The following is a 19,379-nucleotide window of genomic DNA, read 5'->3' as shown; positions in this document are numbered from 1 at the left end:
TCGTAATTAAAATCTTGTTTTGGTAAAAAATGTTTACAAATATAGCTTTTAAATGTGAATACTTAAAAACAATGGCTCAATTTCACGGGTTGATTCTTTTATATATTTAAGTAAGTTGATTACATTTACTTTCTATGATGAAAGATGAATATTATGTAATTGGTGTAATGTCTGGTACATCTTTAGATGGAATTGATTTAGTTTATACTAAGTTTTATTTAAATGATAATTGGGGTTTCGAGATTCTGAATGCTGAAACTGTTGAATATTCTTCTAAATGGTATAAAAAACTCAAGAATTTAGTCAATAATTCTTTGGATGAATTAAAAATTATAGATGTTGATTATACTGAATATTTAGGAGGTGTTATTAGAAATTTTATAGATAGATATGGTATAGAAAATATTGACGCTGTTTGCTCTCATGGGCATACGGCGTTACACCAACCAGATAAAGCATTAACTTATCAAATAGGTAATCTGCCATTTTTAGCTAAAATATTGCAACAAATGGTTGTATGCGATTTTAGAGTACAGGATATTGAACTAGGAGGTCAAGGTGCTCCACTTGTTCCAGTTGGGGACAAATTGTTGTTTTCTGAATACGATTTTTGTTTGAATTTAGGAGGATTTGCAAATGTTTCCATGGATTTGAATGATAAACGGGTTGCTTATGATATTTGTCCAGTTAATATTGTCCTTAATAAATATGCTAAACAATTAGGGTTTGATTATGATGATAAGGGTGAAATTGCAGCATCAGGAGCATATTTGCTGACTTTGGGAAATATGTTAAGTGAGTTAGATTTTTATAGTGAAAAACCACCAAAATCATTAGGGTTAGAGTGGGTTAATAAAAATATTTTCCCGCTTATTGAAGCTGCAAGAGGTGAAGAGAAAGATATTCTTAAAACATTTTCAGACCATATTTCAAAACAAATAGCACGAGTTTTAAAAAAGAATTCTAAAGTACTAGTTACTGGTGGTGGCGCATATAATTCTTATATCATTTCAAAAATCAAATCGAATAAAAAAGTTGATATTTTAATTCCTGATAATGATTTAGTAGAATTTAAAGAAGCCCTTGTTTTTGCTTTTTTGGGGATATTAAAACTTAGAAACGAAGTAAATTGTTTGAAAAGTGTTACAGGAGCTTCAAAAGACCATAGTTCTGGTAGAATATTTCTCCCATAAAAATCATAAAAAATTAATCTTAATAGCTTTTTAGTTTTTTATATTTGTTAGATTAATAATTAAAATTTATTTTCCTAATGACTCAATTATAACTTCGCTTAAACTTATCTCCGTATAGATTATAGGAATGTTGTATAAATGAGTCATTAGGAAAGTAGAATGAAAAAATTATTAAGAAAGTATGAGAAAAAAGCACCTGAGATAATCTTTAACTGGAAAGATTCTAAAACAGAAGCAGAAGGATGGGTGGTTATTAATTCACTTCGTGGGGGAGCTGCAGGTGGTGGAACAAGAATGCGTAAAGGACTTGATATGAACGAAGTTTTATCTTTAGCAAAAACTATGGAAATCAAATTTACGGTTTCTGGTCCTGCTATTGGTGGCGCTAAGTCAGGTATTAATTTTGACCCTAAAGATGCTCGTAAAAAAGGTGTTTTAGAGCGTTGGTATGCAGCTGTTTCCCCATTATTAAAAAGTTATTACGGTACTGGTGGTGATATGAATGTTGATGAAATACATGAAGTAATACCTATTACAGAACAAAGTGGAGTTTGGCATCCGCAAGAGGGGGTTTTTAATGGGCATTTTAAACCCACCGAAGCCGATAAAATTAATAGAATAGGGCAGTTGCGTCAAGGTGTAATTAAAGTTATTGAAAACCCAGATTATTCACCAGATGTTTCAAAAAAGTATACCGTAGCCGATATGATTACAGGATTTGGAGTCGCCGAAGCTGTAAAGCAGTATTATAATATTTATGGAGGTTCTATAAAAGGTAAACGGGCCGTTGTTCAAGGATTTGGAAATGTAGGGGCTGCTGCTGCTTTCTATCTATCTCAAATGGGAGCTAAAATTGTTGGTATTATAGATATAGTAGGAGGTGTTATAAATGAAGACGGTTTTACTTTTGATGATATAAGTCATTTTTTTCTTGCTAAGAGAGATAATACCTTAGTGGCGGATAATTTAATTCCTTTCGAAGAAATTAATAGAAAGATATGGGCTTTAAATACCGAAATTTTCGCACCTTGTGCTGCATCACGATTAATCACAATTCATCAAATTGACGAAATGATTGATAATGGACTAGAAGTTATATCCTGCGGTGCTAATGTGCCTTTTGCAGACAGAGAGATTTTCTTTGGGCCAATCATGGAGCATACTGATTATAAAGTAAGTTTAATTCCAGATTTTATTTCAAATTGTGGAATGGCAAGAGTTTTTGCGTATTTTATGGAGCGTAAAGTGCAAATGACAGATGAGGCCATTTTTAATGATACTTCGAATAGAATAAAAGACGCCATACAACAAGTTTACAATAAAAATAAGTCAAAAACCGAAATGAGTGCAACAGCATTTGAAATTGCACTAAAACAACTAATTTAATTAAATTTATGGAAGCAGCAATCATCTTAGTGTTTGTAATGGGCTATTTAGCCATTACTTTAGAGCATAGTATTAAAATTGATAAACTTATTCCGGCACTAGTCATGATGGCAATTTGTTGGGCATTAATAGCTTTAGGTATTGATGGCTTTACACAATGGTTTGACTCTGGAAACCATTCCTTAATGGAAAATTTTGGTGGTTTAGCTTCCGAAGAAAAGATGCATTTAATGGAAGAAACCCTATTGCATCATTTAGGTAAAACTTCTGAGATTTTAGTATTCCTTCTGGGAGCTATGACTATTGTTGAAATCATTGATTATTTTGATGGTTTTTCAACTATTAAAGACTTTATTAAAACTAAGAAAAAAAGTAAAATACTTTGGATTTTTGCCATACTGGCTTTCATCTTATCAGCAATAATTGATAATCTTACAGCAACCATTGTTTTAATTTCTATTCTACAAAAAATAGTAAAAGACAGAAATGTGCGTATCTGGTATGCGGGTTTAATAATAATTGCCGCCAACGCAGGTGGTGCTTGGTCTCCAATTGGCGATGTTACTACTACCATGCTATGGATTGGGAAAAAAGTAACCACAGGGCATTTAATTGGGTATTTACTATTGCCATCATTTTTATGTATGGCAGTACCAACATTTATAGCATCATTTTTACCAGCCTTTAAAGGGGATTTAGAAATGGAAGAAGTTGAAGAAAAAAAGAAATCTAAGTTTAGCGGTACCATGCTGTATTTAGGTTTAGGTGCTATTGTATTTGTTCCAATATTTAAAGTAATAACGCATTTACCACCTTATGTTGGTATGATGTTGTCTTTAGGTGTAGTGGCTATTTTTGCAGAAATTTATAGTAGCTCTAAGTTTAGTATGACTGAGCATGGTGCAGAAGAAAGCGATGCACATGCCATGCATAGCCCTGTACATTACTCATTATCTAAAATAGAATTACCAAGTATATTATTCTTCCTAGGAATTTTAATGGCCGTAGCTGCTTTAGAATCTTTAGGAATCTTATTCAATTTTGCTGGGTCATTACAAGATACAATGCCAATGTTAGGAACAGAGTTACATCAAGAAGGGCACACAGGAGTTTCAGACTTAGTGGTATTATTGTTAGGTGTAGGTTCTGCTATAATAGACAATGTGCCTTTAGTAGCAGCTAGTTTAGGTATGTTTCATGAACCTATAGATAATGAGTTATGGCACTTTATTGCTTATTCTGCAGGAACTGGAGGAAGTATGTTAATTATTGGTTCTGCTGCAGGTGTTGTAGCCATGGGTATGGAAAAAATAGATTTTTTCTGGTACTTAAAAAAAATAGCATGGTTGGCTTTAGTTGGTTTCTTAGTAGGTGCAGTAGCATTCATGTTTACAAGAACTTGGTTTTAAAATTTAAATAAAAGTTATTTGGGCGTTACCACAAGGGTCGGGCTTTACATTACAAGTCCGCGCACCTCAAAAACATGAGGTGCTGTGGGCTTTTCATTGCAATCCCTAACGCAAATCCAGCAACCGTTAAAACATTTAAAGTGCATATTAAAATATCAATTATACTTTAATAAAAAACAAAACGTTATACATTTGCAATAAATCAATATTATATGCTAAGTACATTATTACAAGACACACAAGAAGGTACAGAAGTACTAACTGATGGTGAATCTGTTGAAAAATCACTTTCAATAATAGAGTTAATTAGTAGTGGAGGCCTTGCAGGACAACTGATAATCGCCATTTTGTTTTTACTTTTAGTAGGCGCTATTTATATTTATTTTGAACGCATTTTTGCAATAAAAGCCGCATCGCAAGTTGATGCTAATTTCATGAATCAAATTAAAGACCACGTAAGTAATGGTAAAATAGATTCAGCTCAAATGCTTTGCGCACAACAAAACACTCCAGTATCAAGATTAATTGGGAAAGGGATTTCTAGAATAGGCAAACCATTAGCTGATATCAACACAGCTATCGAAAACGCTGGCCGTTTAGAAATTTATGGACTAGAAAAAAACGTGAGTATTCTAGCAACCATTTCTGGTGCTGCTCCAATGATTGGGTTCCTTGGTACGGTAATTGGAATGATATTAGCAATATTCGAATTGGCTAACGCAGGTGGTTCTATACAAATGGACGTTTTAGCAAGTGGTTTATATACCGCTATGACGACTACCGTTGCTGGTTTAATTGTAGGTATTGTAGCATATATGGCTTACAATCACTTAGTAGTTAGAACAGATAAAGTGGTATATCAAATGGAAGCAAATTCGTTAGAGTTTTTAGATCATTTAAACGAACCTACTTAGTATGAACTTTAGAGGAAGAAATAAGGTTACACCAGAATTCAATATGTCATCCATGACAGATATTGTGTTTTTGTTACTTATCTTTTTTATGATTGCTTCAACTTTAGTAACCACAAATGCTATTGATATTTTATTACCAAAAGCAAGTGGAAAAACAGAAAATAAAAAGTCTGTAGCAGTTAGTATAAAGAAAGATTTAACCTATTATATAGACCAAAAACGAGTTGGCGAAAGTGTTTTAGAAAACGAATTGTTAGCTGCGTTATCTTCTCAAGAGAAGCCAACTATTATACTAAGAGCAGAAGAGTCAGTTCCTGTTAAAAACGTTGTAAAAGTGATGGATATCGCTAATAGAAATAAATTTAAGGTTGTTTTAGCTGTAAAGCCAAAATAGGGATGAAGTATTTTAAAACAAAACATGAAAAGAATTCAGCAAAATTAACAGCTTTGATAGCCGTAATTCTGTTGCTTTTGTTGTTTGTGGTTGGTACAACATATATGGATCCGCCTGAAGAGTACGGTGTTGCCGTAAATTTTGGTAATTCAAGTTTTGGTAAAGGGAATATTCAGCCATTGAAACCTGTAAAGTCTGAGCCTCGTAAAATTGAAGAACCACCACAACCAGATGTTTCAAAAGCAGAACCAGAACCTGCAAAGTCATCAGAAGTTAAAGAAGAAGTTTTAACACAAGAAAACGCAGAAGAAATTGCTATAAAAAAGCAAAAACAAGCCGAAGCAAAAGCAAAAGCTATTGCAGATGCTAAAGCTAAGGCCGAGGCGGATAGAATTGCTAAAGAAAAGCGTGAACAAGAAGAAAAAAGAAAGAAGCTGGATGCTTTAATTGGTGGAGTTAGTAAATCTGAAGGTTCTGAAACTGGAAGTGAAGGTAATGATAATACAGCTGGAGATAAAGGTAGCTTAGATGGTAATCCTTATGCGCCAAGTTACTTTGGGGATCAAGGCACCGGAAGTGGAGGCGTTGGTTACGGTTTAAATGGTAGGGGTAAGGCTTCTTTTAAAAGATTGAAACAAGATTGTAATGAGTCAGGAATGGTCATCGTAAAAATTATTGTTAATCAAAATGGTAATGTAGTATCTGCAGACCCTGGCCAAAAAGGTACAACAAATACGGCTCAATGCTTATTAGAGCCAGCAAAAAAAATTGCTATGTCTCATAAATGGCCATCAGATTCTAAAGCACCATCGCGTCAAATAGGATTTGTTAGTGTTAACTTCAAATTAAGTCAGTAGTCAATGACATATCAAGATACACTCAATTGGATGTTTTCTCAACTCCCAATGTATCAAAGGCAAGGTAAAACAGCTTTTAAAAAAGATTTATCAAATACTATAAAGTTAGCAAAGTACTTAGCTAACCCAGAAGAAAAGTTTAAATCAATTCACGTTGCTGGAACTAATGGAAAAGGGTCTTCAAGCCATATGTTGGCCTCCATTTTACAAGAAGCCGGGTATAAAGTTGGGTTGTATACATCGCCACATTTAAAAGATTTTAGGGAGCGTATTAAAATTAACGGACAAGAAGTAAGTAAGCAATTTGTTATTGGTTTTATCGAGCGAAACAGAGCCTTTTTTGAAGCTAATAAGCTGTCTTTTTTTGAAATGACAGTAGGCATGGCATTTGAATATTTTGCTAAACAAAAAGTTGATTTTGCTGTTGTTGAGGTTGGTTTAGGAGGAAGATTGGATTCTACTAATATTATTACTCCAGAGGTTTCTGTAATTACAAATATTGGTTTAGATCATACACAGTTTTTAGGAGATACACGTGAAGCTATTGCTTTTGAAAAGGGAGGGATTATCAAGAAAGGTGTTCCAGTAGTTATTGGTGAAACTCAAAAAGAGACAATATCGGTTTTTAAGGGTTTAGCCAAAACTAATAATTCCAAGATTGTTTTTGCAGATAAAGTCATTTCTAAAAAATATAAATCAGATTTGATTGGAAGTTACCAGTCTAAGAATATAAAAACTGTTGTTCAAACAATACATGAACTTCAAAAATTAGGATTTAATATTTCTGAAAATAATATAACTCAAGGTTTGTTAAAAGTTGTAAAAAACACAAGGTTGTTAGGACGTTGGCAAGTTTTAAATGCGGTTCCAAAGGTAGTTTGTGATACAGGACATAATAGAGAGGGCTTGCGTCATGTAATGCAGCAGCTTTCAAATGAGTCTTTCGAGTCTTTGCACATTGTTTTTGGAGTGGTAAATGATAAGGATTTGAGTACGATAGCCGATTTGCTACCTAAAAATGCTACTTATTACTTCTGTAAACCTAGTATTTTAAGAGGATTAAATGAAAAAGAATTAAAACAAAAATTATCTAAGTTTGGTATATTAGGTAAGGCATATGGTACTGTTAATGAAGCTTATAATTCGGCTTTAAAAAACGCAAAAAACAATGATTTAATTTTTATTGGAGGGAGTACATTTGTTGTAGCAGAAATAATTTAATTTTTTATTGAAAAAGTTTTTGCAATATTAAAAACTAGGTTATATTTGCAGTCCAATTTAGAGGGCGCGTAGCTCAGTTGGTTCAGAGCACTTGGTTTACACCCAAGGGGTCAGGGGTTCGAATCCCTTCGCGCCCACAAAAATCCTAAGATTTTTCTTGGGATTTTTTTATGCTCTTAAATTAATAAGGTTCTTCTTAATTTTTTTTATCTATATTTAAGAAAATCTCTCATCTATGAATAATGGAAGTATCAAAGAAGCCTATAAAGAAATTTTTAAATCGCATGATAATCCTTCACTAAAAAAACACATTGAAAAAATAATAGAATTAGATACATACTTACCTTATAATTCTACTTTTTTCTGTATTACTAACACGCAAGATTTATCATTTGAATACATAAGTAAAAATTTGAATGCTTGCTTAGGTATGGATAGAGTGGAGTTAAAGGCAAAGGGTATGCGGTATTTATGGAGTAAAATGCATCCAGAAGATTTAGAAGTATGGTTAAAAGCTTTGAACGAACTTATGAATTTTACTTTAAAAGAAATTGCTGTTAGAGATAGGAGTAAGATGACATATACATGGAATTATCGATTAAAGAATGGAAACAATGAATATGTAAACATTATACAAAATACAACGCCACTAGAGTTTGATAGGGAAAACAAACCTATAATAGGTTTGGCTCACTACACCGTATTATCATCTAATATCGAAATGCAAGTATGTGCTTCAGCTAAATTATTAAACGATAAAAATGAGTATGAAACGGTTTATTTTAATAATTTTTCTCAAAAATTACTTTCTGATGGTGTTAGTAATAGAGAACGTGATGTTATAAGGCTATTAGTTTTAAACTATTCAAGTAAAGAAATAGCTGAGAAGCTTAGTATAACGGCAAATACAGTTGATACGCATAGGAGAAATATTCTTAAAAAATTAAACATATCCTCAACAGGAGAGCTTATTGGGATGCTTAAAATTAATAGAAACCTTATTTGAAAAGGTTGTACTACTCAATTTGAGTATTGCATTAATCAAACTAATTATTGATATTTACATCGCTATTAATTAGTTCTTAGGGAGAATTATATTAACCAACAAAATGTCAGTTTTATATGTAAGTATATTTCGGACATTTTTGTTTTAATATCCGTTAATAGTTTTTAGTATAACTGCTAACCAAAATCAAAATTATGAAAACCAATTATTTATTTATCGTTCTTATGATGGTCTTATTTACATGTGGAGAGGATAGTGTTGATAAAATTTCGGATGAAGCTGAAGTTGCATTACAAATGAATGAAAAATTAGTATTACCTCCAGGAGCCTTTCAAGTTAACCCTGATGATGTTGAAATAGACAATAGTGTAACTATTAATTCAAATGGTAGTGGAACTGTACCTATTTCAGCTGGAGCGACGATGAATAATTATATTTCATTTAATGCGCCTAATGGAAATGTAACTGCTGTTGGCATGCGATTTGGTACATCAGGACCTATAAATTTTGTTCCGATAAATACAAGCGGAGCTACCGCTGGAACAGGCAGTTTTTCATTTCAAATTACTCCAGAGATTTGTGATAATCTTTCAAGTATTTGCCATGATATTAAATGTTATGAATTTGCGCAAACAGATGAAGGGAAAATATCAAAATCAAATATTCAAGAGGTAGCTATGTTATGTGGTAATTGCGATGAGCCTTCATGTGCAGGGTTAGTAAGTCAGGCTGATTGTTCAGGTGATACAGGTTATGCAACTATCAGCTCAAGTTTAACGGGGGATTTAACAGCTTCAATATTTATAAACTGTATTTATAATCCTCCGACTAATCAGAGTGATATAAGTACTTGTTTTGATGAGGATGATCGTTGGTGTGCTTCAGTTAGAGATGTCGGTGAGTCTGGGAATGTTACTTTTAATCCTGATGACCCTTTTGATTTTGAAAATGATCCTTATTTTACATTAACAAATTATGGTGATACAGAAAATGCATCAGATGATATAACATATAGATTACAGAGTGGAACTGGGTCATGGAATGATGGAACTTTTTCTTATAATGTTATGGTTAAATCGGATGAAAATCCAACAATTTATAGTGTAACAGGAACTTTTATTTGTCCAAGTGACGATAATTAACCAAAAATCATGAAATTAATTAAATATTTATTTTTTGTAGGAATAATTTCTTTTGCATATGCGTGTAGCAGTTCAAGTGGAGATGATGATGAATCAGGTTCCGGCTTAGAGAGAATTCCTTCTGGGGAAATTGTGGCTAAAGAATTGAGAAATGAAACCTTGACAGGGTTTTCTAGCTTATCTGGTAAATCTTCAAGTAAGATGGGTGATACGCAAAAATGGTGGACTCACGTTACAAGTGATTTTAGTTTCAATGATAATGATGTTTGCGATGAAGATGATGAAAGTTACAATAGTCAAGGCTATGCGGCATTATATCCTAATGGTAAAAGATATCAAAAAACCTCAAAAGATGGTAGTCCATTTGAAGTAGGAACTTGGCAATGGACTGATAGTAATAAAACAGCTCTCCATATTGATAACGAGACAGATATTGTTTTTAAAATTACTTATTTAAATAATGGTAATTTGGTTTTCGGATACACAGCTTCTCAAGGTGGTTGTACACTAACTACCTATGAGGAATTTAACGCGCCTTTTTTTGAGTAGATTATTAATAAGAAGCTTTTATAAAAGATAATTTTTAAAAGAAAACTAAAGTGTTATTATTAAAATCAGAATAGTGACACTTTTTATAATAGTTCTAAAACCCGCTCTAAAGCCATTCCACGTGAACCTTTTATAAGAAGTGTTGAGTTTTTAATTTCAGATAAAATAATACTATTTTTTAAATCATCAAAAGATTTGAATAGTTTTGGTTTGTTTGATTTTGCTTCAGCCTTATGAAAATTATCCCCAACAAAAACTACTTCATCAATATTCATAGAAATAGCCAAATCCATAATATTTTGGTGTTCTTCTTTAGCTTCTTCACCTAATTCAAACATATCTCCTAGAATAGCAATTTTATGACCTTTTTGCTTTTCAAAATTCAATAAAGCGGCATGCATACTGGTAGGATTGGCATTGTATGCATCTAGAATTATTTTGTTTGAGCCTTTTTCGATAATCTGTGACCTGTTGTTTGTTGGTATATAACGCTCTATGGCGGTTTTAATAGCATAATCATTGACTTTGAAATAGTTGCCTATAGCTACTGCAGCTGCAATATTATTAAAGTTATAATCACCAATAAGTTGGCTTTGAATTTCTAGTCCATTATATAGGCACTTCACAAAAGGTTGGGCTTCAATAAAACTTACCAAAACATCGACTTCGTTAGTTTTATTTCCAAAGCGATATAGGTTTGCATTTTTGGTTTTAGCAACCTGAATGTTATCATTAGTATTAACAAAAATGTGTTTATTTTCAGAAATCAAATAATCGTACATTTCACTTTTTCCTTTAATAACACCTTCTATACCGCCAAAACCCTCCAAATGGGCTTTTCCAAAGTTTGTAATATAACCAAAGTCGGGTTTTGCAATATTACACAAGAATTCAATTTCTTTTTGATGGTTGGCACCCATTTCCACAATACCAATTTCAGTGTGCTCAGTCATTGAAAGCAGAGTTAAAGGAACGCCAATATGGTTGTTTAGATTCCCGATAGTTGCGGTAGTAATGTGTTTTTCTGATAATACCGCATTAATCAACTCTTTAGTAGTTGTTTTTCCATTACTTCCTGTAAGTGCTACTATAGGAACTCTTAAATATTCTCTGTGATAGGCCGATAATTCTTGAAGTGTTTTTAGAGTGTTTTTAACTAGAATAGTTTTATTAGATGTGTTGTATATGGATTCATCAACTATGGCGTATTTAGCACCGCTTTTTATAGCTGCATCTGCGTAACTATTTCCATTAAAATTGTCGCCTTTTAAGGCGAAAAACATATCACTAGGTTTTATTTTTCTTGTATCAGTAGATACTGAATTGCATTCTAAAAATAAGGTGTGTATATCTGCTGCTTTCAAAAAATTATTTGTTTTCAATTTCTAAACTAAATGTAAATAAAAAAGTCCTAACAAATGCTAGGACTTTTTTATTATTTATAAATAACTAAATGGTTTAGTTTTTCTTTTTACCTTTTCCTTTGCTTTTAGATCCAACTCTAGACATTGCACATCTAAAGCCAATGTAGTCTGTTGCCATATCTTGCGGAAAGTAGCGTCTTTGAGCTGGGTCTAACCAATACTCTCTATCTTTCCAAGACCCACCTTTGTAAACTCTAACTTCGTCGTTAATTAAAGATGTTCTGTTGCTCCCTTTGTCGTATTCTCTAACAATATTCCCTAAAGAATCTCTAGAAATAGAATGTTTGGGAGAATTATACATTTGTCTAGTTGAAGATGTTTTTTCTCCATCTACGCTTTCGTCATCATCATTAAAGCTTTCAAAATTACGAGAAGATCTTCTGTCTCCATCTCTAAAGTTTATTACATTACTTTTGTCAAAATTAGTACGTAAATACGTTTCATTTTCATCAATAGGAACTTGAAGAATTTCGCCTGGTAAATTTCTAGCTACTACTTTTCCGTTAGATAAAGTATCGTAAACAATTTCATCAGAAGTAACAACTTTCACGGTACCATCTTCATTTAAGGCATTTTTTGTGTAAACATTTCCGCGATAATAGTTAAAGTCGTTAAACTCGTCATCAATTATAGGTCTGTAAACATCTGCAACCCATTCAGCAACATTACCAGCCATATCGTATAAACCAAAATCATTTGGGTCATAAGATTTAACTTCATTAGTTATATCAGCACCATCATCAGACCAGCCAGCAATTCCACCGTAATCACCTTTACCTTGTTTAAAGTTAGCTAATTGATCTCCACGAATTTTTCGTTTTCCAGAGCGTGTATATTGCCCATCCCATGGATATTTTTTACGACCACGGTATAGGTTATAGCTCCTAAGTTCACTTAATCCTAAAGCGGCATATTCCCACTCAGTTTCAGTTGGTAGTCTGTATTTTGGTGATATAATTCCAGTTTCGCGAGTAGCGTATAGACCGCTTTCGTTTCCATCTTCATCAACTTGTACATTCCTTCTTCCTCGTCCTTCAGGGTTTACAATTTCTTCATTGCCACCATAAGTTAAGGTTGGTGCATTAATGTATGTATCTGTACTAAAGGTTTGTTCTGAATCTACATCTGTAATTTTAGCTCCACGTTTTATGTAACCAGCTTTTTCTAAGTTAAACTCATTAACACGGTCTGAACGCCAACCAGCAAATTCAACAGCTTGAATCCAACTTACACCAACAACAGGGTATTCTCCATATCCTGGGTGACGTAAATAGTTTTCTGTCATTACTTCGTTAAATCCTAAACGATTTCTCCAAACTAATGTATCTGGTAAAGCACCATGATAAATCGCTCTGAAGTTTTCATCAGAAGGCGGATAAACACGTTTAATCCAATCTAAGTATTCCATATACATAGCATTGGTAACTTCTGTTTCATCCATATAGAATGATTGAACGTGTTGTTGATTTGGGCTATTGTTCCAATCATGCATAACATCATCTTGAACACGGCCTTTGGTAAATGTTCCTCCTTCAATAAAAACTAATCCAGGGGAAGTTTCTTGTTCTTTGAAGTCTGTATTGTACTGGAAACCACCATCTCTATCGTTGATGTTCCATCCAGTAGCTCTGGAGCTGTTTTTTGAACTCGAAGATTTTTTACAACTAGTTGAAGTCACTACTAGTGCTAAAACTAATAAAACCTTGAATGCTACTACTTTTTTCATATCCATACTTTTAAGTAAGCTAATTAATTTTGGAGCTGCAATATAAGAATTAAACCCAATAACGCAAGCTGTTTTATGCATTTTAACCAAAAAATAGTGTATTTCGTCCTATTTTTGTGCATTACAACGATGATTTTAGCCTTTTAAACCATAGTTTTGTGTTGTATAAACGTGTGTTTTACTAATTTATTATTGTATTTTTGAATCTGTTTTTAAAATTGTTGTTTTTTTGATAATAACAATTGATTAACGACGTTATTTTAGCAATGAAGAAGAAGATTTTATTTTTACTGTTGGTTATTTCGGCAGGTGTTTTTGCACAACAAAAAAGATATAGTATAAACTGGAGTGACTCTCAAACGTTTTCTATAGGAAGTTTTTCAATTGAAGTTCCATCTTTTAATCAAGAATATTTTAATTATGATTTAGAAAGGGGACTTTTTTTTAATGACCAATGGGAAACTAAAGTTGAAATTAATGAATCTTCGGCTTTTGTGAGTAATGTTATATATAAAACCATTTCTAAAAGCGATTTAATGGATTTGGATTTAAGTAAACTTCCAAGTGAGTTAACATTCAGTTTAAAAAACTCAATAGCTAGAAATATAAAATATGCTTTTTTTCAATTTTCTCCCATTATTAAAGATAAGAATGGAACTATTAAAAAGGTTATTTCATTTCAATTGAATTATAAAAACAGCTCTAATATTAACAGGCCTTCTATTTTTGAAAAAAATAGGGGTTCAAAAGTTATTTCTAATTCCGTTTTAAGTTCTGGCGAGTGGTACCGGTTTTATATTGATACGACAGGTGTTTTTAAATTATCTAAAAGTTTTTTACAGAGTCTAGGTGTTAAAGTTAATAGTGTTGATCCTAGAACAGTAAAATTATATGGTCATGGTGGCCGCATGATTCCGTATTCAAACGCAGAAGCTTATCCTTATGATGTTCCAGAAAATGCCATAAAGTTTGTTGGAGAAGCTGATGGTGTAATTGATGATAATGATTATATTCTATTTTATGGTCAGGGGCCTAAAGAATATAATGCCGAAAGTAGAACCCATATTAATTGCTATGCTGATAAAACATATTATTACATTAATGTAAGTTCAGGTAATGGAAAAAGAATACAACCTTTTGACCAGCCTACAGGAGCAATTGATATGATTATTGACAGTTATGACGACTACCAATTTCATGAAATCGATAATTATAATCTTGTTTCTTTAGGTAGACGTTGGTTTGGTGATCGATTTGATATTGATAATAATAAAGAGTTTGAGTTTGACTTTACAGATTTAATAACGTCAGAGCCAATACGATTATCAGTTCTCGTAGCTACCGCATCCAAAAGTAGAAGCCAAATGAATGTTAGTGTTAACGGAGTCAACGTATCAACATTAGTGATTAATGGAGTTTCAACTCCAAGTCTTGCTAGTGGGGCATCTTATAACGGTAGCTTAAATGTTAATTCGTCTACTATTAAAGTTGGTCTAGACTTCGATAATCTTGGTAATCCTAGTGTTATAGGGTATTTAGATTATATTTCTGTAGAAGGAAAAAGAGCTTTAAAATTTAATGGAAATCAATTTCTGTTTAAAAATAATGAAGTGGCAGCTGCAGCAGGAATTGCTCAATACAACATTAGTAATACTTCAAACCTTGATGAGATTTGGAATGTAACCGATATTTATAATGTTTCAAACTTTGAAAACTTAGATAATAATCCTTCAGTAAGTTTTACTTCCTCATTAGGGACATTGAAATCTTATGTTGCTGTGTCGTCAAATTATTTTGCACCAAAAACAGATTCAAAAAAAGTAGTTAATAATCAAAATATCAAAGGGACTATTTTTCAAAATAACCAAGGAAATTTTCAAGATATAGACTATATTATTGTTAGTCCAAATAATATGATTAATCAAGCTGAACGCTTAGCTGAGATAAACAGAAATCAAAACGGATTAAATGTAAAGGTTGTTGGTTTAGATGAGATTTATAATGAATTTAGTTCAGGAAATCAAGATATAGGAGCTATAAGGAATATGGTTAAGTACGTTTATGATAACGCAAGTACACCAGAAAACAGAATAAAATATTTATGTTTATTTGGAGATGGTTCTTATGATTATAAAGATAGAGTTACTAATAACACCAATATTGTTCCCTCATGGTATTCATATAACAGTTTTAGTTTAGCAACCTCGTTTGTCTCTGATGATTTTTATGGTATGATGGATGATAATGAGGGAACTATGATTAACAGTGATAAATTAGATATAGCTGTTGGAAGAATATTGGCTGATACCCCTAAACGAGGAAAAGAAATGGTCGATAAGGTTGAATCTTATTATATTAAGGAGGCTTTTGGAAGTTGGCGGAACAATTTTGTAGTTATTTCTGATGATAATGACAGTAAACTTAAAGGAGATTTACAAGAAACAACAAATGATATTGGCGATTTGGTATCGGTAGAAAAACCCTTTATAAATGTCTTAAAAATTCATTCAGATGCCTTTCAGCAAGAATCATCTGCAGGTGGAGATAGATATCCCTTAGTTACAAACGAAATTGTTAATGCTATGGATAACGGGGCTTTAGTAGTTAATTACTTTGGTCATGGTGGTGAAGATGGTTTGGCTCAAGAAAGAATTTTTTTAAAACCAGATATTACAGGGCTTCGTAATTTCTGCAAGTTAAATTGTTTTGTAACTGTAACTTGCGAGTTTACTAGGTTTGATAACCCTTTTAGAGAAACTGCCGGAGAGTTTACATTTTGGAATACCGAAGCAGGTGCTGTTGGATTAATAACTACAACACGACAAGTTTTTGTGAATTTCGGGATAACTTTTAACAAAGAGTTAGGTCAGTATCTATTTTCTTACAGTGATAGCGATACCTATAGTGATAATGAATACCCTTCAATGGCTGAAGCTTTAAGGCTTGCGAAGAACAACCGCGTAATTTCAGGTAGTAGTCAAAAGACTTTAGTGTTTTTTATAGGTGATCCAGCTATGAAATTGGCATTTCCAAAACCCAATGTAAAGCTTACTAAAATAAATGATGTGGATATTACAGAAGCCACAGATACCCTAAAAGCTTTAAGTTATGTGAAGTTAGCTGGAGAGGTTACAGATCTTTCAGGTAATCTTTTAAGCAACTATAATGGTACATTGTCAACTACCATTTATGATAAGTTTATTAACAGGCAAACTTTAGGGAATGATGGTATAAAAAACAATAGTGGTGAGGTTATAATATTAGATTTCACTGCACTTGGTGAAATTATATTTAGAGGGCAAGCCTCTGTTAAAAATGGGCAATTTGAATTTGATTTCGTTGTGCCAAAAGATATAGGAATTCCCGTAGGCTTTGGAAAAGTTAGTTTCTATGCGAAAAATGAAGCTTTAACCGAAGATCAATCAGGAGCAAATATAAATGCTGTTAAGATAGGCGGTTTAAATGAAGACGCTCCAGAAGATAATACGGGGCCAATAGTAACGCTCTATATGAATGATGAAAACTTTGTTACAGGTGGAATCACCAATGAATCACCTACACTGTTAGCTAAAATGGAAGATGTTAATGGTATAAATACAGCCAGTGGAATAGGGCATGATATTGTTGCCATTATAGATGGAGACGAAACCAATCCAGTTGTTTTAAATGATTATTATCAAACTGAAGTTGATGATTATACCAAAGGTACAGTAAGTTTTCCTTTTAGAGATTTAGAATCTGGTTTGCATACGTTAACTTTAAAAGCTTGGGATGTTTATAATAACTCATCAATATCAGAAATACAATTTATTGTGTTTGATAAAGATCAGAGTTTAGTTATTGATAATGTGCTAAATTATCCAAATCCGTTTGTTAATTATACAGAATTTTGGTTTAACCACAATAGTTCGGAACCTTTAGACGTTTCTATACAGATATTCACGGTGTCTGGTAAGTTGGTAAGAACCTTAAATGGTCAAACAGCAGGAGGAATAAAGACAACAAGTTCTTTATCTAGAAATATCGTTTGGGATGGAAGAGACGATTTTGGAGATAGAATAGGAAAAGGTGTCTATATTTATAAATTAAAAGTACACTCAGATTTGTTAAATAAAACGGTTGAAAAGATAGAGAAACTTGTTATACTGTAATAAAAAATTATATTTGCTAATTAAAATTGCTTTCATGAAGAATAAAATATTATTATTAATAGCATTGGTTTTCATTTTTAAAACTGAAGCACAAACTACAGTAGTTATCCCCGATGATAATTCAAGAGTTATTACTACAGGGTTGCCATTTGTGTTAATTGCATCAGATGCGCGAGCTGCAGCCTTAGGTGATATGGGTGTTGCAACATCAGTTGATGCGTTTTCTCAACAATGGAATGCATCAAAATATGCTTTTTCTGAAACAAAATCAGGGATAGGTGTGAGTTATACACCATACCTAAGTAAGCTAGTAAATGATATATTTTTAGGAAATGTTACTTATTTTAATAGAATAGATGATAGAAGTGCTTTTTCAGCTAGTTTAAGGTACTTCTCTTTAGGTGATATTGAGTTTGTTAATGACGAGTTTTCTGAAGCGTTAATACAACGACCAAATGAATTTGCAATTGATGCTTCTTATGCACTACGTTTATCTGAGCAGTTTGCTATGTCTGTGGGTATGAAATTTCTTGTGTCTGATTTAAGACTTGATGATGGAAGCGGAAATACTGATGGAGCAAGTACGTTTGGAGTTGATATTTCTGGTTTTTATCAAGGTGAAGAAGAAGCGTATTCGGATTTTAACGGTAGATGGAGAGCAGGATTTGCAATTCAAAACATAGGGCCAAAATTTAAGTATACCGAAGATGGTTCTGAAAATTTTCAACCTACAAATTTACGTTTAGGAGCAGGTTTTGATTTTATTTTTGATGATTATAATAAAATATCAGTTACTGCCGAGGTTGCCAAGCTATTGGTGCCAACACCTCCAGCATTGGGTACAGAGATTGTATTTAATGATTTAAATGATAATGGAACTTACGAATCAGCTGATGATGAATTAATAAGCGAAACAGATGATGTTATTATAGGTGGTCAATCACAAGATGTTAGTTTTCTTTCAGGGATATTCCAATCATTTGGTGATGCTCCTGGTGGATTTAGTGAAGAGTTAAAAGAGTTTACTTGGGCTTTAGGAGCGGAGTACGTGTATCAAGATTCTTTTGCCTTTAGAGCAGGTTATTTTAATGAAAGTGAAGATAAAGGAGCTAGAAAATTTTTAGCTTTAGGAGCTGGTTTTAAGGCAAATGTTGTAAATATTGATTTGTCTTATTTGTTTTCGGCATCGAAAATACAAAGCCCGTTAGAGAACACATTACGTTTTTCTTTAACGTTTAATATTGGCGCTGGCGAGTACAACGAATATTAGAATATTAAAGATTTAAACCATATTAAAAACTATTGCTTTTTAGCAATAGTTTTTTTGTTTACAATTGTTTCTTAAATTTAGTGAATACATTTTTGAATATGAAGGAAATAAAAATAGAATCTACCCTATACATTTTTGATAACTTAGAAGAGCTTCCTCAGGATGTAATTGTACTTATGGAAAAAGCTATTGGGGCTAGAGAAAAAGCTTATGCACCATATTCAAATTTTAATGTTGGAGCAGCACTACTTTTAGATAATGATGAAGTTGTTTTAGGTAGTAATCAAGAAAATGCATCTTATCCATCTGGCTTGTGTGCGGAGCGCACGGCTATATATTATGCGGGGTCTCAATTTCCAAAAGCAAAAATAGTTCGAATGGCTATAACAGCAGGGTCAAAAAAGAATAAAACAATCAAGCCAATTCCACCATGTGGAGCATGTAGGCAAGCTATAGCAGAATATGAGATAAAACAGAATACACCAATAGAAATTTATTTTATGGGAGAAACGGGCGTAATAGCCAAATCAAACTCACTTTCAGACCTTTTACCTTTAGGGTTTGATAAATCGGTACTATAGTAGTTTTTATTTAAGATATTTAATTTTTTGTTAGAAAAAATAACAATTAATTAAATAAATAGAGCAACAGTTTTATTTTTAATTTTTTTTATACTTTAGTCATGTTGCGTTTTTGCAATACAGCACAAAGTGTTACTTTTGTATTCCGCAAATTAT

At 32.6% G+C, this 19,379-nt stretch carries 15 protein-coding genes and 1 tRNA gene; 14 read left to right on the top strand and 2 right to left on the bottom strand.

Annotated elements, in window-relative coordinates; genetic code table 11:
- The first annotated feature begins 134 nt into the window (after positions 1-134).
- The 11 genes from Q0870_RS10840 (at position 135) to Q0870_RS10790 (ending at position 10,071) form a co-directional block, all read left to right on the top strand.
- The gene (locus Q0870_RS10840; protein WP_298555491.1) at positions 135-1,193 is read left to right on the top strand and encodes an anhydro-N-acetylmuramic acid kinase; all 1,059 of its coding nucleotides are present in this window, start codon (positions 135-137) and stop codon (positions 1,191-1,193) included.
- Between the two features lie 159 nt (positions 1,194-1,352).
- Positions 1,353-2,579 (top strand): Glu/Leu/Phe/Val dehydrogenase dimerization domain-containing protein, encoded by a 1,227-nt coding sequence (locus Q0870_RS10835; RefSeq protein ID WP_298555490.1) that lies wholly within the window; start codon positions 1,353-1,355, stop codon positions 2,577-2,579.
- Positions 2,580-2,587: 8 nt separating this feature from the next.
- Positions 2,588-3,988: a sodium:proton antiporter NhaD gene (gene nhaD / locus Q0870_RS10830; protein WP_298555489.1), complete on the top strand. Its 1,401-nt coding sequence runs from the start codon at positions 2,588-2,590 to the stop codon at positions 3,986-3,988.
- Between the two features lie 212 nt (positions 3,989-4,200).
- Positions 4,201-4,902, top strand: coding sequence for a MotA/TolQ/ExbB proton channel family protein (locus Q0870_RS10825; protein WP_298555488.1), 702 nt, complete (start codon positions 4,201-4,203; stop codon positions 4,900-4,902).
- 1 nt (position 4,903) lies between these two features.
- Positions 4,904-5,296 (top strand): biopolymer transporter ExbD, encoded by a 393-nt coding sequence (locus tag Q0870_RS10820; protein ID WP_298555487.1) that lies wholly within the window; start codon positions 4,904-4,906, stop codon positions 5,294-5,296.
- A gap of 2 nt (positions 5,297-5,298) precedes the next feature.
- Entirely contained in the window at positions 5,299-6,153 is an 855-nt protein-coding gene (locus Q0870_RS10815) for an energy transducer TonB (RefSeq protein WP_298555486.1), read from the top strand.
- Between the two features lie 3 nt (positions 6,154-6,156).
- On the top strand, positions 6,157-7,374 hold the full coding sequence (locus Q0870_RS10810) for a folylpolyglutamate synthase/dihydrofolate synthase family protein (RefSeq protein WP_298555485.1): 1,218 nt from the start codon (positions 6,157-6,159) through the stop codon (positions 7,372-7,374).
- A gap of 62 nt (positions 7,375-7,436) precedes the next feature.
- A tRNA-Val gene (locus Q0870_RS10805) sits at positions 7,437-7,511 on the top strand.
- A 98-nt stretch (positions 7,512-7,609) separates the two neighbouring features.
- Positions 7,610-8,380: a helix-turn-helix transcriptional regulator gene (locus Q0870_RS10800; RefSeq protein ID WP_298555484.1), complete on the top strand. Its 771-nt coding sequence runs from the start codon at positions 7,610-7,612 to the stop codon at positions 8,378-8,380.
- A 194-nt stretch (positions 8,381-8,574) separates the two neighbouring features.
- Entirely contained in the window at positions 8,575-9,522 is a 948-nt protein-coding gene (locus Q0870_RS10795; protein ID WP_298555483.1) for a hypothetical protein, read from the top strand.
- 9 nt (positions 9,523-9,531) lie between these two features.
- Positions 9,532-10,071, top strand: coding sequence for a hypothetical protein (locus Q0870_RS10790; RefSeq protein WP_298555482.1), 540 nt, complete (start codon positions 9,532-9,534; stop codon positions 10,069-10,071).
- Between the two features lie 83 nt (positions 10,072-10,154).
- Here the strand turns inward: Q0870_RS10790 and murF are convergent, their stop codons facing one another.
- Together murF and gldJ are read right to left on the bottom strand one after the other, a co-directional pair.
- On the bottom strand, positions 10,155-11,435 hold the full coding sequence (gene murF, locus Q0870_RS10785; RefSeq protein WP_298555481.1) for a UDP-N-acetylmuramoyl-tripeptide--D-alanyl-D-alanine ligase: 1,281 nt from the start codon (positions 11,433-11,435) through the stop codon (positions 10,155-10,157).
- Positions 11,436-11,529: 94 nt separating this feature from the next.
- The gene (gene gldJ, locus Q0870_RS10780; RefSeq protein WP_298555547.1) at positions 11,530-13,227 is read right to left on the bottom strand and encodes a gliding motility lipoprotein GldJ; all 1,698 of its coding nucleotides are present in this window, start codon (positions 13,225-13,227) and stop codon (positions 11,530-11,532) included.
- A gap of 260 nt (positions 13,228-13,487) precedes the next feature.
- Between gldJ and porU the strand changes: the two genes are divergently transcribed.
- From porU to cdd, 3 genes are all read left to right on the top strand, one after another.
- Positions 13,488-17,372 (top strand): type IX secretion system sortase PorU, encoded by a 3,885-nt coding sequence (gene porU / locus Q0870_RS10775; RefSeq protein ID WP_298555480.1) that lies wholly within the window; start codon positions 13,488-13,490, stop codon positions 17,370-17,372.
- Between the two features lie 34 nt (positions 17,373-17,406).
- Complete coding sequence (gene porV, locus Q0870_RS10770; protein ID WP_298555479.1) at positions 17,407-18,642, top strand: type IX secretion system outer membrane channel protein PorV; 1,236 nt, start codon at positions 17,407-17,409, stop codon at positions 18,640-18,642.
- 98 nt (positions 18,643-18,740) lie between these two features.
- Positions 18,741-19,223 (top strand): cytidine deaminase, encoded by a 483-nt coding sequence (gene cdd / locus Q0870_RS10765; protein WP_298555478.1) that lies wholly within the window; start codon positions 18,741-18,743, stop codon positions 19,221-19,223.
- The last annotated feature ends 156 nt before the right edge of the window (positions 19,224-19,379 follow it).

The organism is uncultured Algibacter sp., assembly GCF_947487575.1.
Lineage (GTDB): Bacteria > Bacteroidota > Bacteroidia > Flavobacteriales > Flavobacteriaceae > Algibacter_B.
The sequence above is the reverse complement of the archived record's forward strand: the minus strand, read 5'-3'. Positions and strand labels throughout refer to the sequence as shown.